Origin of the sequence: Paenibacillus turicensis (genome assembly GCF_050461185.1) — a bacterium.
GTDB classification, from domain to species: domain Bacteria; phylum Bacillota; class Bacilli; order Paenibacillales; family Paenibacillaceae; genus Fontibacillus; species Fontibacillus turicensis_A.
In genome coordinates this window covers 492054-507025 of the sequence record NZ_JBCMOR010000005.1, presented here as the reverse complement: position 1 = coordinate 507025, position 14972 = coordinate 492054, and the positions used below count along the sequence as shown (strand labels likewise).

Here is a 14972-nt window from a genome sequence, read left to right as displayed (position 1 = left end):
TGACTAAAAATAGTGTTCATCCTAAATTTAAAAGAGGACTAGCAACTGCGGCAGTATTTATGATTGCCGCTGCATTTATTATGGTTATATATACACTATTCACCTTGTAAAACAAAACGAGAAGAAACTTTTACCTCTACAGAAATATTATGTACAATAAAAGGACAAACTAGGGCTAATTTATGTTAAAAGGAGTCCCTAGTAATGAACAACGTCGCTATTATTGCTTTAATGCTTAGTTGCAGTATGCTGATATCTTCGGTGCCTAGTCTACCTGCAACAATGACATCTAGCGCTACAATGTCTCAAAATAAGCTACCTAAACAAAGGAGGACGACAATGAGTACTTTAAAACGTTCAGAGGTTAAACAAGAGAACACATGGAAACTAGAGGATCTATTTGAAAACCAACAAGCTTGGGATCAAAGCTACAACGATTTAAAAAAAGCTTACTCTGATGCTGCTAATTATGAGGGAAAACTAAATAATGCTCAAAATTTGAAGGCAGTGTTTGAATTAGAGGATAAGTTATCACTACAAATTGAACGCTTATATGTGTATGCTCACCTTCATCATGACGAGGATACAACCAACCCTACATATCAGGCACTCGTAGAAAAAGCGAAAAAATTAAGCGTGGAAATTAGCGAAGCATTATCCTTTATTACACCAGAAATTTTATCCTTGCCTGAAAATGAGCTAGACGCTTTTATTCAAAATCCAGAGTTAGCAGATTATAAATTTACGTTAGAAGAAATTAAACGTGAAAAAGCTCACATCTTAACAAAAACAGAAGAAGCCTTACTGGCACAGGTTGGCAACTTGTCTCAAGCACCTCAAAGCATTTTTGGCATGATTAACAATGCGGATCTTAAATTCCCTAAAATCAAAGATGAAAATGGCAAAGAGGTTGAATTGACGCATGGCAGCTACATTCAATTTTTAGAAAGCCCTCATCGTGAAGTACGTGAGCGTGCGTTTAAAGCGGTATATGCAACGTATGCAAAGCAAAAAAATACAATTGCAGCAACGTTAAGTGCAAATGTAAATAAAAATATGTTTTATTCTAAAGTACGTAAGTACCCTTCTGTCTTAGAAATGTCCCTATACGGTGACAATATTTCTAAAGAGGTATATACCAACCTTATCGACACCATTCATGAAAGCTTGCCATTAATGCACCGTTACATGAAATTGCGTAAGAAGCTACTTGGTGTGGATGAATTGCATATGTATGACCTATTTGCGCCATTAGTTGAGGAGTACAAATGGGATATTACTTACGAAGAAGCTAAAGGCATGATTGAAGAAGGCTTAAAGCCATTAGGTGAAAACTATTTAAAGGTGCTTCGTGATGGGTTTAATAAGCGCTGGATTGATGTATACGAAAATGAAGGGAAACGTACTGGGGCTTATAGCTGGGGTGCGTATGGCACACACCCTTATGTTTTGCTTAATCACAAAGATAACTTAAACAGCATGTTTACACTTGCCCATGAAATGGGTCACGCGCTTCACTCCTATTTCTCTGATGAGAATTTAAAATATCGTGATGCACAATATACGATTTTCTTAGCTGAGGTGGCTTCGACAACCAATGAAGCCTTGCTCATGGATTATTTGCTCAAAAAATCAACGGATCCGAAGCAAAAAATGTATTTGTTAACGTATTATGCTGATCAATTCCGGACTACAATTTTCCGTCAAACGATGTTTGCAGAATTTGAAAAGCTGATTCATGAGCGTGCAGAGGCGGGTGAATCCTTAACACCACAAGCATTATCTTCAATCTACTATGACCTTAATGTGAAATATTATGGTTCAGATATGGTTGTGGATCAGGACATCGAGATGGAATGGGCACGTATCCCTCATTTCTACACCAGCTTTTACGTATATAAATATGCAACAGGCTTCTCAGCAGCAACCAGCTTCTCGAAGCAAATCTTAGAAGAAGGTACACCAGCTGTTGATCGTTATTTAGGCTTCTTAAAGAGTGGTGGTAGTGACTTCTCTATCAACATTTTGAAAAAAGCAGGCGTAGACATGTCCTCTCCTGAGCCAATTCGCGAAGCAATGAGTGTGTTTGAAGAGTTGCTAGATCAAATGGAGCAATTAAGCAAGTAATGAAACAACTAACCGCTGATCTATCATGTTAATCATGTACAGATCAGCGGTTATCCTTTACACATACACCAATAGGCGGTGACATTTATGAAAATTCAATGGTCTTTGATTTTTGCGCTTATCTTTGCGCTAATTACAGCTATTTTTGCTGTGATGAACGTGAATCCTGTTAACGTAAATTTATTTTTTGGAACCGTATCCCTCCCTCTTATTTTGCTTATTTTGGGTTGTACTTTATTAGGCGGTATTATTGTCGGTTCTTTTGGTATTTATTGGGGTTATCGTTTGCAAAAAGAAGTAAAATCGCTGAAAAGTCAATTAGTACATATTCAAGAGGTAACTGGGTATACATTACCAGTGCAAGAGGAAACTCCCCCTACTGAACAAGAACCAAAAGACGATCAGCCTGTTTAATAATTAATTATGTATTTATTTTTTTAATTTAGGAGGTTTGTTCTCATTATGGCTATAACAATCAATGAGCAATATATTCTTGATTTTTTAAAGGTCCTACTAGATACTCCAAGCCCAAGTGGGTTTACCCATGATATTATGAAAAAAATTAAGACGGAAGCAGATCAGCTTGGCATATCTTTTTCTCAAAATGAAAAGGGGGGCGCTATCCTTAGCTTAAAAGGCAAAGACTCCTCTCGCAAAATTGCGCTTAGTGCTCATGTTGATACATTAGGAGCAATGGTTAGAGCGATTACACCACATGGTACACTATCGTTAACCTCTGTAGGCGGCTTTATGATGAATAGCATTGAAAATGAATATTGCCAAATCCATACCCGTGATGGCCGTGTGTATACAGGAACCATCTTGTCTAAGCATCCTTCTGTTCACGTGTATACTGATGCTCGTGAATACAAACGTGATGAAGAAAATATGGAGATTCGGATCGATGAATTGGTTAATAACAAGGAGGATGTACTTGCACTTGGAATTAGTGTAGGTGATTACATCAGCTTTGAAGCCAGACCTGTATTTACACCAAGCGGTTATGTTAAATCTCGTCATTTAGACGACAAAGCAAGTGTAGCTGCATTGTTTGGCTTACTTGAAGCGAGCAAACGTGAGGGCTGGGTTCCTCAGCATGATCTCTACTTCCTTATCTCTAATTATGAAGAGGTTGGTCATGGTACAGCATGGATTCCAGAAGGCATACATGAAATGATTGCGGTAGATATGGGCGCGATTGGTGACAATTTAAGCTGTAAGGAAACTGATGTTTCAATTTGTGCAAAAGATTCTGGTGGTCCTTACGATTATGAGATGACTAGCAAGCTAATCGAACTGGCAAAACAGCTCGAAATCCCTTATGTCGTCGATATTTATCCAAGATACAGCTCAGATGCAACAGCTGCACTACATGGCGGTCACAACATACGTGCTGCACTCATTGGTCCAGGCGTCCATGCTTCACATGCAATGGAGCGTACACATAAGGAAGCGATTTTTAACACAACTAAATTGCTTGCCGCTTATGTTGGAGGCTAGGTAATTACGACTCAAAAAAATGAGTGCTTGGCACTTTTGGAAGTAAGAGGCTTCGTTGCAGAGGGTGGCTTCAACCGCTGTTAAAGAATGTCTTTCTTGAATCGTAATTATAGTCTATATTGCATATTTGAATTAGTTTTGATATTATAGCAAATAATAATTTAAACATATTTTTATTATGCCACTGAAGAGCATCCAACTCTGAGGCGTTTTCGTTAAGAGAAGGCTTAGTTACACCTTTTGTATAAGTTTCCTCCAAGTTAACCGGTACTGCCCGTTATCGCAGACCAAAGCGGGTTTATTTTAAATCTAAAATAGACCAAATTGGGTGGCACCGCGAGTTAAACGCTCCTCGTCCCATAAAGACGAGGGCGTTTTTTGTGTTTTTAGGCAAAATAACTTGAGGAGTGGTGCTAAATGTTAGACATCAAATGGATCGAAGCACATGTGGATGAAGTACAACATAGTGCTGATGCAAAAGGAATTAAACTATCTGTAAAAGAGCTGGTTACAACAAATCATCATCGGATTACTCATTTACAACAGCTAGAGCAGCTAAGAGCAACTCGTAATACGCTCACGAATGAAATTCATCAAGCCATTCAAGGTGGAGACAATCACCAGGCAGAGCAGCTTAAACAAACAATGAAACAAAATAAACAAGCATTGGAGCAGGTACAGGTTCGCTGGCAAGAAGCGAATCAACAATATGAAGCTTTAATGCTGCTAGTGCCTAATATTATTTCAGTAGACACTCCAAGCGGAGAATCAGATAAGGATAACGTGGAACTCCGACATTACTTAGAACCAACTACTTTTGATTTTCCAGCTAAAGACCATATTGAGCTTGGTGATTTACACCATATGATTGATATCCCAAGTGGGACAAAAACAAGTGGTAGTCGGCAATATTATTTAACAGGAATGGGCTTTAAATTACACCGTGCAGTGCAGCAGCTAGCGATTGATCTACTTGCAGCTAGAGGCTTTGAATTTATGGATGTGCCACTTATGGTCAAAACAGAAGCAATGGTCAATACTGGATTTTTTCCTTTAGGCCAAGATCAGTCCTTTCACTTGGAGGGTGAGGATTATTGGCTAGTCGGGACATCAGAAGTCCCTTTAATTAGCTACTATAGTGGTAAAAAGCTAGACGTAACAGCGCCGATCAAGGTCGCCGCAGTTTCTACTTGCTTCCGTAGTGAAGTGGGCTCAGCAGGTAGAGATACGAATGGGCTATATCGTGTACATCAGTTTAGTAAGGTAGAACAGGTGGTTATTTGTGAGGATGATCTTGCATTGTCTCAGCAGTTACATGAGGAAATAACGCGTAACGCTGAGGAGCTATTACAATTATTAGAGTTACCTTATCGCGTAATGGCCGTATGTAGTGGAGATATGTCACAAAAAACGTTTAAGCAATATGACATTGAAACATGGATGCCAAGCCGACAAGCTTATGGCGAGACTCACTCTTCATCCAATTTGCTGCAATTCCAAGCTCGTAGAGCAAACATCGCCTATTTAGATACAGATGGTAAACCTAAATACTGTCACACGCTAAACAATACTGCAGTAGCAACACCAAGGATTTTAATCCCTTTAATAGAAAATCACCAACAGCAGGATGGATCCATTTATATTCCTAAAGCGTTAAGACCCTATTTACAGGGATTAGAGTATATCAAGTTATAAGAAAGTAATAATAAAGCTTGCACAATCGTGTAAGCTCTTTTTTAATTGACTAAAAATATAAGATAAAGTAATATAATACTCAAACGTTTAAATGTTTAAACATATTGGAAGGTAGGTTGTTATGGCTAAAGAAGCGTTAGAACATTTCCGTAAGTGTATTCCAGTTTTTCAAGTATTGGCAGATACACATCGTCAAGATATTTTATTACTACTTAGCAAGCATGACGCTTTAACAGTGGGCGAGATTACAGAGCAGTCCGTATTATCCAGACCTGCTGTTTCCCATCATCTAAAGTTGTTGCGGGAGCAAGACTTGGTTCATATGGAGAAACGAGGAACAGAGCGATTCTACTCCTTGTCCTTAAAACCTGCTGTAGAGTTACTTAAACAACTGACAGAACTTCTGGAGCGCGACTGTATTTAAGTCTAAACTGACTCGTTCACGAGAGGAGAAAAAAATGGAACAGCTAAATGAACAAAAGCTAAATAGCCTTTTAAAGCTACAAAAAGATTACTATTATACAGGGTCTACCCAAAGTGTTTCATTTCGGATAGAACAGCTAAAAAAACTCAATGATGTGCTTCATCGTTATGAAAATAAAATCGCAGATGCGTTATATCAGGATTTGGGAAAAAGCGAATTTGAAGCTTATGTCACAGAAATTGGATTTGTTTATCATAGTATTCGCTATTTAATAAAAAACCTTAATAAGTGGGCAAAACCGCAAAAAGTAAAAACGCCCCTCCATCTTCAGCCATCTAAAAGCTTTATTATTAAGGAGCCTTATGGAACAGTTCTAATCATAGGCGCGTTCAACTACCCCTTCCAGTTGCTAATTGAACCACTACTCGGGGCTATAGCTGGCGGAAATTGTGTCATTCTGAAACCTTCTGAAAACACACCGCATGTATGTGCCGTTATTGAACAACTTATACTAGAAACCTTTGCAAAAGAATATATTTGCGTAATTCAAGGTGGTAGAGATGAAACTTCTTTACTAATCCATGCGCCCGTCGACTATATCTTTTTTACAGGGAGCGTTCCAGTAGGAAAAATTGTAATGGAAGCCGCTGCAAAAAACTTAGTTCCTGTCACTTTAGAATTAGGCGGAAAAAGCCCCGCCATTGTCGATTCCACTGCCAATCTTGATTTGGCTGCAAAACGTATCGTCTGGGGAAAATTTCTTAATGCGGGACAAACCTGCATCGCACCCGACTATGTATTAGTAGACAGTAGCATATATGATGAACTTGTTAAAAAAATAAAAGCAGTGCTTAAGCAATTTTATAATAATTCTGCCGTGGACAGTAATGATTATGGAAAAATTGTGAATGAGCGTCAGTTTGATCGATTAGCCTCCATTATTGAGCAGGAACAAGATCATATTTTATACGGTGGACATTATCAGAAGGATTCTTTGTTTATAGAACCCACCTTAATAGAAGCTTCTTCCTGGGAGAATAGCGCTATGCAAGATGAGTTGTTTGGACCACTACTTCCCATTATGTCATATGACAAAATTAGCGATGCAATTCAAATGGTTCGGGAGCATCCTAAACCACTATCCTTATATATATTTACGGAGGATAAAAACATAGAGAGACAAGTACTAAGCCAAATTTCCTTTGGTGGCGGCTGTGTCAATGACACGATTTCACATACTGCAAATCACCACATGCCTTTTGGTGGTGTTGGGCACTCCGGTATGGGCGCTTATCATGGAAAATATAGTTTTGAACTTTTTACCCACTCCAAAAGTATATTAAAAAAAAGCACACGTTTTGACATTGGAATCATTTTTCCGCCTTATGGAAATAAGCTTAATCTGATACGAAAACTTTTAAAATAACTTTGTGCAGGAGGAACCCGATAGTGAAACAAGCATTAAAACTTTTGTCCCTAGAGGACGCCAAACAGGAGCTTCTACGCCTGAAACAATCTAAAACTGTAAATACACCAAACTGGGATATTTCAGAAATCTGCCTGCACTGCGCCCAAACTATTAACTATTCTATAACTGGATATCCTGTTATGAAGTCTCCATTCATCCGCAATACAATTGGGAAAATTGCTTATCGCAAGTTCAAACGCCAAGGATTTATGAGCCATAGCTTGACCGCTCATGTTCCTGGAGCAGATCAACTTGAGGTTGAACTCTCCCCACAGGATAGCATTCAGAAGCTTTTAGATACCATTGAAACGTTTCAAAACTACACAGGTGCTTTGAAGCCCCATCTCCTGTTTGGAAATTTGACAAAAGCAGAATACGATCAATACTTTGCTATGCACATTGCCGATCACTTTAGCGAGTTAGATTATTAATACTTAAACCTAATTTTGCAACAAAAAAAGGTGACAGCTGTATGTCACCTTTTTTAACCTTTATTACTTCTTCTGCTGCTCAATTTGCTCTGCTAGCTCATTTAAATAAGTCCAACGCTCCATCAGATGCTCTAGCTCTGCTTCTGCTTGGGATAGCTCCCCCATCAGGCGAGACAACTCCATCGCATCACTTGCCGCAAGCTCCATATTTTGCCCAATAAGCGCGATCTTTTGTTCAGCTTGCTCAATCTGCTCATCAATAAGCTCATATTCACGTTGCTCATTAAAGCTAAATTTTAATTTTGCTGTTGACGTGCCACTAGCTGAGGAAGTATCTACTTTTGCTGTCTTGGTGGATGCCTCCATTTTTTGCGTGGCTTCCCTTTCCTTTACAGCCGCTTGTATCCGTTCTTCATAATCAGAATAATCACCAACATGCACCGCAATGTTACCTTTACCTTCAAACGCCATAATTTTATCTACGGTACGATCTAGGAAATAACGATCATGGGACACAACAAACACTACACCAGGAAATTCGTCCAAATAAGACTCTAATACAGTAAGGGTGCCGATATCGAGGTCATTTGTTGGCTCATCAAGTAACAATACATTAGGCGAAGACATCAACACACGTAATAAATATAATCTTCGTCTTTCCCCACCAGACAGCTTCTCAATCGGAGTCCATTGCATCGTTGGCGAAAACAAAAAGCGTTCTAGCATTTGTGCAGCTGTGATTTTTGAGCCATCCGCAGTGGTCACTACCTCAGCTTCATCCTTAATATATTCAATCACACGTTGCTTGCCATCCATCTCTTGATGCTCTTGCGTGAAATAACCTAGCTTTACAGTGGTACCTTTAATAATTTCACCTGCATCAGGCTGAATGTACTCTGCAATCATATTTAATAGCGTAGATTTACCACTACCATTAGGTCCAACAATCCCAACCCGGTCCCCTGGAACAGCAATATACGTTAATCCATTTATAAGGGTTTTACCTGCGATCTCCTTATGTAAATCATGAATCTCGATAATTTGTTTGCCCAGTCGTGTAGAAGCAACTGAAATATCTAACTGATCTGACTTAAATTCATGTTTTTCATTTTTCAATTTCTCAAAACGGTCAATTCTCGCCTTTTGCTTCGTAGTTCTTGCCTTAGCACCACGACGAATCCAAGCTAGCTCAGTACGAAACAGATTTTTACGCTTCTGCTCAGAGGAAGCCTCCCGTTCCTCACGTTCACTCTTCAGCTCTAAAAAGCGGCTATAATTTGCTTCATAACGGAACAATCTGCCTTGATCCATTTCTAACATGACATTACATACACGATCTAAAAAATAACGATCATGCGTAATTAAAAGCAAGGCGCCCTTACGACGCGACAATACGTTCTCAAGCCATGATACCGAGGCATTATCAATATGGTTGGTAGGCTCGTCTAAAATGAGCAATTCCGACGGCAAAATTAGTGCAGAAGCAAGGGCAATTCTTTTCCGCTGTCCACCTGATAAGCTCCCCATTTTTTGCGTGAAATCTTGGATACCTAGCTTGGACAAAATACTTTTAGCTTCACTTTCTAATCCCCAAGCCTGTAAAGCATCCATTTGCGTACTATATGTTGTCATATCCTTTTGTAGCAGTACATCATCTGGGTTAAGCTTAAGCTTCTCCATCGTCTCCATATAAGCCGCCACAACCTGTAACGAATGATCTCCACCTTCAAAAACAGCCTTCAATACTGTAGATTCTGGATCAAAGTCTGGGTTTTGCCGAAGAAAATTAATACGCACATCGTTATTAATGGAAATAGTACCCGAATCAGGTTCATCTAAACCTGCAATAACACGTAAAAAAGTAGATTTACCTGTACCATTTACTCCAATGACACCAATTTTATCGTTTTCATCCATCCCAAAGGAAACATCCCCAAATAAAACCTTTTCCCCATAGCTTTTGCTTACCTGCTCAATTGTTAATATATTCACATTAATCTCCTACTCTATACAACAGACTTAGACTCTTCTTAAATTTTAGATCGACCAATAAGTAAGCTCAAAGCGATTTAATGTAGCATCTAGTAGTCACTAGCTTACGATATAGTACAGCCCCCAAGCAACTATTCCAGCGATTGCTGCACTTATTAAATTAACTGCATCATTGTTAAGCCAACGCCAACCCCGTAAATGTACCGTCGCTGTGTCACAGTGAACTTCTACTTCTACTTCTTTGTGACATACAGTGCATTTTTGCATAAATTGAACAGTTCCACCTAACCATGAATCCACAAAAGCACCAATAACACCAGAAATAACAACGATAAACAGCCATTGCAGCACAGACAGCTGTGATAGACTAAATAAATTCATGTTTGTCCATAACAACAGCAAGTAACCAGCAATACCAATCATCGCAGCAGCAACAAACGTGGCTAACGTTCCTAATCCAGAAACCCCTCCGGAAGTACCTGCAGGTACTTTACGGAACGTTACAATCGAGATCGGCTGTGAGCGACTTAGTCCTCCCCACTCCGTTGCCCATGTATCTGCGGTAACCGCCGCCATGCTCCCCACAAAAAACAAAATAAAAAAATCAAGTGGGTAAATAGCATAGGCTAGACAAGCCAACATGCCTAGTCCACCATTGGCAAATACCTGAATGGCATCTCTTTGGCTGCTCTTGGCGTAGGACTTTTCTAATTCTTCTTTACGTTCACCTCTAAATTTAGAGAAAAGACTCGACGTAATAAAAAATAACAACAAAAGCCCAAACCAAAAGCTATTACCAGCACCATAATAAATAGTGCCCATCACTATCGCAGCCAGCATACCTGAAAAGGATAAGGACCCTTTCCAAAACGCCAAAACTGAAATAAAAAAAGCCCCAAGTGCACCAACAACAAACTTAAGGATCATGATTTTTGCTCAATTGAAATATGGCAATCTCCTAAGGAGTTATTACCGTATATTAATTCTAAATGATCACCATGATGAACTGCACCTACACCTGCAGGTGTGCCTGTAAAAATGTGATCCCCTACACCTAGGCCGTAATTTTCACCAATATAATCAACAATCTCCTGTAAGGAAAAGATCATATTTGAAATATTTCCTTGCTGCACAAGTATTCCATTTTTTTGCAACTTAAAATCCTGCTTCTTCACATCCTCCACACCATCAAAAGCGATGTAATGAGACATTGGTGCTGCTTGAAGGAATCCTTTAGCTTTTAACCAAGGATGTCCCTTTTGCTTTAGCACAGATTGTACGTCACGTAAGGTAAAGTCAATTCCTAACGCCATCACATCAACAAGTTCATCCACAGTCATCCCTTTTTCATAAGGACGAGCAATTTTTATTACTAGCTCTGCCTCATAATGAATATCACCTACGCCATGAGGAAGTTGCACCATATTCCCCTTCATTGGGGCAATCGCATGGGATGGCTTTAAGAAAATCATCGGCTCCTCAGGAATGTCATTTCCTAATTCCTTGGCATGTAGTGCGTAATTTCTTCCAACACAATATACATTTGCAATCGTTGAGCTCAAGTGTAGTCACTTCCCATTTTAAGTTTAAGTAATCAATATTAGTTTTGAAAAACCTCTCCCCACAGTGCTACCTCATTCGTACAGATCATAATGTCACGACTTAAATCCTTCATCCGTATCATGCTTTTTTTATCATCGATCGTCCATGCCATTATAGTTATGCCTGCACTTCTCATACTTTCAATAAGGGCTGCATCAACATGGCGATAGTTAATAGATAAAAAGGAACACTTTAAAAGCTGTAGTCGTAATAACAAATCGTTTGGATTGCTATCTATAATTAATCCCGTTGGCATATATGGATCAATTTCTTTTACTCTAGATAAGCTGTTTGGATCAAATGAAGTTAATACAACATCGTGCTCCATCTGTCTCTTTTTTATAGCCTCGATCACTTTGACTTCAATTCCAGGATATAAGTTATTATGCGTCTTAATTTCAATATTTGCCTGTAGTCGTCCACAAATCAAGTCCAAAAATTGATCAAGAGAAATCAACCTCTCATTTTGATAGGCTTTCCCCTTCCAGCTTCCTGCATCTAATTGCTGTAATTCTGCCCATGTTTTGTCCTTTACCTCTCCACGCCCGTTAGTAGTGCGTCCAAGGGTATAATCATGAATGAGGAAAGGTACACCATCAATACTGCATTGTACATCTACCTCAACCCATTGTACATAAGGAAATGACATGGCTAGTGAAATCGCAGCCGCTGTATTTTCAGGAGCCAAGCTTGAATAACCTCGATGTGCTACACATAGGTTGTTCAACGGCAAAACACCTCCAAAATGAATGGTTTTCATCTATTTCAAAGTCCAATTAATCTGAATCTGTTGAGTCATCTGGTGTGTTGTCAAAGTTATCAATGGAGTTAGTTGAATTCTCATTTTTTGTATTGGTATCAGCTTGATTGTTTCCTCCAGTGGTTGATTGCACATCACCTTCATTGTTAATAGTAACGCCTGGTGATAAGCCCTCTACTCGTTTAAACATCTTTTGCGCTTGCTCTGCTTCCATTGGAATAGGTTGACCAATTCCCGTTACATAAGGAATCAGCTTCGCCGAAACAATTCCGTCCTTGTTCGCCTTTACTTGTAGTACAGCAGTTTCCCACGTCTCCACGGTCTTACTTTTCGTAAATATAAAGTTACCTATGCTATATGCAATCCATTTCCCCTTATATTGCTCAATTCCTTGCAACACGTGAGGATGACTGCCAACAACAAGGTCAGCGCCCGCATCCACTAATGCATGAGCGAGCTCCTTTTGATGATCCTGAAGCTTCGTTACACGCTCACGTCCCCAGTGGGTGACCACTATAACAAGATTCGCTTCCTTGCGTGCCTCTTCCACTGCTTCAAGTGCTAGCTTCGGATTGTACATCTCCGCTACACCAGCACTAAATGTCCCTGCCGCCCATTCCATCTTTGGCAACACGCGGCTAAAGCCAAGCAATGCAATTTTAACTCCTTTACGTTCCACATAAACAGGAGTGTATGCACTTTTTTTATTTTTCCCTGCACCGATATAAGAAATTTTGTTGTCATCGAGATGTGAAAAGGTGTCCAGCAAGCCGTCCTTCCCTTTATCTAATATATGATTATTAGCAAGATTCACGACATCAATGCCTGCTTTAGCCATATAAGGTGTAATGTCTGGAGAGGATTCAAAAACATATTGCTTATCTTCTGCATTTGTCCCTCTTGTTGTAATCGGTGATTCTAAATTTAACACGCTAAGATCATCATTCTGAAAAATGCTGCTAACGTGCTGAAATGGGAAATCGTTGCCTTCAATTTTTAACTTTTCAGCGACACGTCCAGAAAACATCGTATCCCCAGCAAAATGAAATAAAAGCTGATCCTCCTTCTTTTCCTCTTCTTTAGGCACAGCTGTCTCTTCTGTCTTATTGTTAGAGTTGAGTTCACTATTGCTCGGTGTGTTTTGGGAAGTGTTTGATGGTACATTTGCTTGTGGTTGCTCTATTTTTTGAGAATTCGTACCATTGATAAAGTCCGCTCTAGTTTTCCCAAATATTTCTCCGCCCGCTAAAAAATAAGTCACAAGAAACATAATTGCTGTAATCAAAGAAAGATTAAGTGTGACCCAAATTTTATTTTGCAGAGAGTTATCCATTTTCTTTTTCTTTTTATTTCGTTCTGCTCTTGATGTCTGCATCAGATTACCCCTTTAACCCTAAAATTACTTCATGTTTTAAGACTGAGTCTATATTATATCAAATTCTTGATCATAAGTAGAACTCTCACGCATAAAGGCAATTAATAATGAACATAATTGTTCATTACCAATTGCCTCTCTAGTTCTAATAACCTATGACCTTTTATCTACTAACCTTATAGCTGATTAGCCATCTGCTCTGCCAGTTCCTTCCCTTGGCGGATACAGTCAGGTAAGCCGACACCATCAAATGCAGCACCAGTAATGTGTACATGTGGCAAACGTACTGACAATTGTGCTCTAAGTTGAGCTGTTTTCTCCACATGGCCTACAGGGTATTGTGGCATAGACTCTGGTAATCTTGTAATTTCAGTGAATAGTGGCTCTGCTGTAATATTCATTAACGCTTTAAGATCGCGGCGAACAAGCGCAATTAACTCATCATCTGGCAAAAATACATTTTGCTCCTGACCGGATCGACCAATATAACAACGCAATAACATCTTATCCTCAGGTGAGGTATGTAGCCATTTTACCCCTGTCCAAGTACAAGCTGTAATATCAAGTCCTTCCTTTCGTGGAACAAGAAAACCTGAACCATCAAATAAGCCTTGAAGATCACTTTTATCAAAAGCTAACACGACATTAGCCACAGAAACATAATTGATTTGATCTAGCACTGTAACATCGATGTAAGGATTTAATAAAGTAGATGCCGCAAACGCTGGAGTAGTAATGACAACATCATCTGCAGGCAACATTTCACCCTGATCGGTTTCCACCTGATATCCAGATTCTAACTCATGGATCGCTGTTGCTTTGGTTTCTAACTTCACAGTTGTATCCGCAAGATCATGAATGAGCGCATGAATGAGACTTTGCAATCCTTGACGGAAGGTCAAAAACATACTTCTTTTTGTCCCTGTATGGGTCTCCATAGGGGTGGGTGTCTTTTTCCCCGAAGACATTCCCTTAATCAAGCTACCATGCTGCTGCTCCATAACGCCAAATTGCGGAAAGGTTGCCTTTAAGCTTAGATGGTGGGTATCTCCAGCATAAATGCCCGCTAATAATGGCTCTGTTAAATTTTGCAACACTTCTGGTCCTAGTCTTCTAGAAATAAAAGCACCTAAAGCTTCGTCTTCTGTACTCTTTTTACGTGGAAGGACAAAATCCATCAAAGCTCTAAGCTTTCCTGGCCAAGAAATAAGCCCTGTGCTTAAAAAAGCAGATAGCTGTGTTGGAATGCCTAGAATAAGTCCTGCTGGCATCGGATGAAGTTTTTTATCTTTCACAATATAGGTCTTTTTGGCATTAGGATTCATCGAAACAAGCTCATGATCAATTTCTAGCTCCTTAGCTAGCTCAATCATAGCTGTTTTTCGGGCAAGGAAGGAATCCGGTCCTTTTTCAATTACAAAGCCATCCTTATGCAAGCTTTCGATTTTACCACCCAAACGATTGGATGCCTCCACGATTGTAATGTTAGGTACAATCCCTTTATTTTGATAGCTTTTTTTAATATAAAATGCCGTACTAAGACCTGTTAATCCCCCACCAATAATTACTATATTACGACTCTCATTATCAGTACCCAT

Annotated in this window: 13 protein-coding genes; 7 read left to right on the top strand and 6 right to left on the bottom strand. The window is 39.4% G+C overall.

All coding sequences use genetic code 11. The features are described 5' to 3' along the window. The first annotated feature begins 339 nt into the window (after positions 1-339). The 7 genes from pepF to ABE099_RS04375 all read left to right on the top strand — a co-directional run bounded on the left by pepF (position 340) and on the right by ABE099_RS04375 (position 7645). A complete protein-coding gene (gene pepF, locus ABE099_RS04405; protein ID WP_430027739.1) occupies positions 340-2127 on the top strand; it encodes an oligoendopeptidase F in 1788 nt (595 codons plus the stop codon). 87 nt (positions 2128-2214) lie between these two features. Further along, positions 2215-2541 carry a LapA family protein gene (locus tag ABE099_RS04400; protein ID WP_430027737.1) on the top strand — a complete coding sequence of 109 codons (327 nt, stop codon included), beginning with the start codon at positions 2215-2217 and terminating at the stop codon, positions 2539-2541. A gap of 48 nt (positions 2542-2589) precedes the next feature. After that, entirely contained in the window at positions 2590-3627 is a 1038-nt protein-coding gene (locus tag ABE099_RS04395) for a M42 family metallopeptidase (protein WP_430027735.1), read from the top strand. A gap of 417 nt (positions 3628-4044) precedes the next feature. Further along, positions 4045-5322 (top strand): serine--tRNA ligase, encoded by a 1278-nt coding sequence (gene serS, locus ABE099_RS04390; RefSeq protein WP_430027733.1) that lies wholly within the window; start codon positions 4045-4047, stop codon positions 5320-5322. A gap of 121 nt (positions 5323-5443) precedes the next feature. Further along, entirely contained in the window at positions 5444-5746 is a 303-nt protein-coding gene (locus ABE099_RS04385; RefSeq protein WP_210089552.1) for an ArsR/SmtB family transcription factor, read from the top strand. A 34-nt stretch (positions 5747-5780) separates the two neighbouring features. Further along, entirely contained in the window at positions 5781-7172 is a 1392-nt protein-coding gene (locus ABE099_RS04380) for an aldehyde dehydrogenase (RefSeq protein WP_430027730.1), read from the top strand. 23 nt (positions 7173-7195) lie between these two features. Further along, positions 7196-7645, top strand: coding sequence for a DUF1569 domain-containing protein (locus tag ABE099_RS04375; protein ID WP_430027728.1), 450 nt, complete (start codon positions 7196-7198; stop codon positions 7643-7645). Between the two features lie 63 nt (positions 7646-7708). Here ABE099_RS04375 and ABE099_RS04370 read toward each other — a convergent pair whose 3' ends face one another. From ABE099_RS04370 to hemY, 6 genes are all read right to left on the bottom strand, one after another. Then, positions 7709-9637 carry an ABC-F family ATP-binding cassette domain-containing protein gene (locus ABE099_RS04370; protein ID WP_430027726.1) on the bottom strand — a complete coding sequence of 643 codons (1929 nt, stop codon included), beginning with the start codon at positions 9635-9637 and terminating at the stop codon, positions 7709-7711. Positions 9638-9736: 99 nt separating this feature from the next. Beyond that, positions 9737-10564, bottom strand: coding sequence for a DUF92 domain-containing protein (locus tag ABE099_RS04365; protein WP_430027724.1), 828 nt, complete (start codon positions 10562-10564; stop codon positions 9737-9739). After that, a complete protein-coding gene (locus ABE099_RS04360; protein ID WP_430027722.1) occupies positions 10561-11199 on the bottom strand; it encodes a fumarylacetoacetate hydrolase family protein in 639 nt (212 codons plus the stop codon). Before ABE099_RS04360 ends, ABE099_RS04365 begins: the two co-directional genes overlap by 4 nt. Before the next feature lie 38 nt (positions 11200-11237). Further along, a complete protein-coding gene (locus ABE099_RS04355) occupies positions 11238-11966 on the bottom strand; it encodes a glycerophosphodiester phosphodiesterase (RefSeq protein ID WP_430027720.1) in 729 nt (242 codons plus the stop codon). A gap of 49 nt (positions 11967-12015) precedes the next feature. Next, entirely contained in the window at positions 12016-13374 is a 1359-nt protein-coding gene (locus ABE099_RS04350) for a CapA family protein (protein ID WP_430027718.1), read from the bottom strand. 176 nt (positions 13375-13550) lie between these two features. Then, positions 13551-14972 (bottom strand): protoporphyrinogen oxidase, encoded by a 1422-nt coding sequence (gene hemY / locus ABE099_RS04345; RefSeq protein WP_430027716.1) that lies wholly within the window; start codon positions 14970-14972, stop codon positions 13551-13553.

Coding starts and splice junctions, on each gene's coding strand:
- ABE099_RS04365 (WP_430027724.1), bottom strand. CDS start 10,564: ATGATCCTTAAGTTTGTTGTTGGTGCACTTGGGGCTTTTTTTATTTCA.
- ABE099_RS04350 (WP_430027718.1), bottom strand. CDS start 13,374: ATGCAGACATCAAGAGCAGAACGAAATAAAAAGAAAAAGAAAATGGAT.
- serS (WP_430027733.1), top strand. CDS start 4,045: ATGTTAGACATCAAATGGATCGAAGCACATGTGGATGAAGTACAACAT.
- ABE099_RS04385 (WP_210089552.1), top strand. CDS start 5,444: ATGGCTAAAGAAGCGTTAGAACATTTCCGTAAGTGTATTCCAGTTTTT.
- ABE099_RS04395 (WP_430027735.1), top strand. CDS start 2,590: ATGGCTATAACAATCAATGAGCAATATATTCTTGATTTTTTAAAGGTC.
- ABE099_RS04380 (WP_430027730.1), top strand. CDS start 5,781: ATGGAACAGCTAAATGAACAAAAGCTAAATAGCCTTTTAAAGCTACAA.
- hemY (WP_430027716.1), bottom strand. CDS start 14,972: ATGGGTACTGATAATGAGAGTCGTAATATAGTAATTATTGGTGGGGGA.
- pepF (WP_430027739.1), top strand. CDS start 340: ATGAGTACTTTAAAACGTTCAGAGGTTAAACAAGAGAACACATGGAAA.
- ABE099_RS04400 (WP_430027737.1), top strand. CDS start 2,215: ATGAAAATTCAATGGTCTTTGATTTTTGCGCTTATCTTTGCGCTAATT.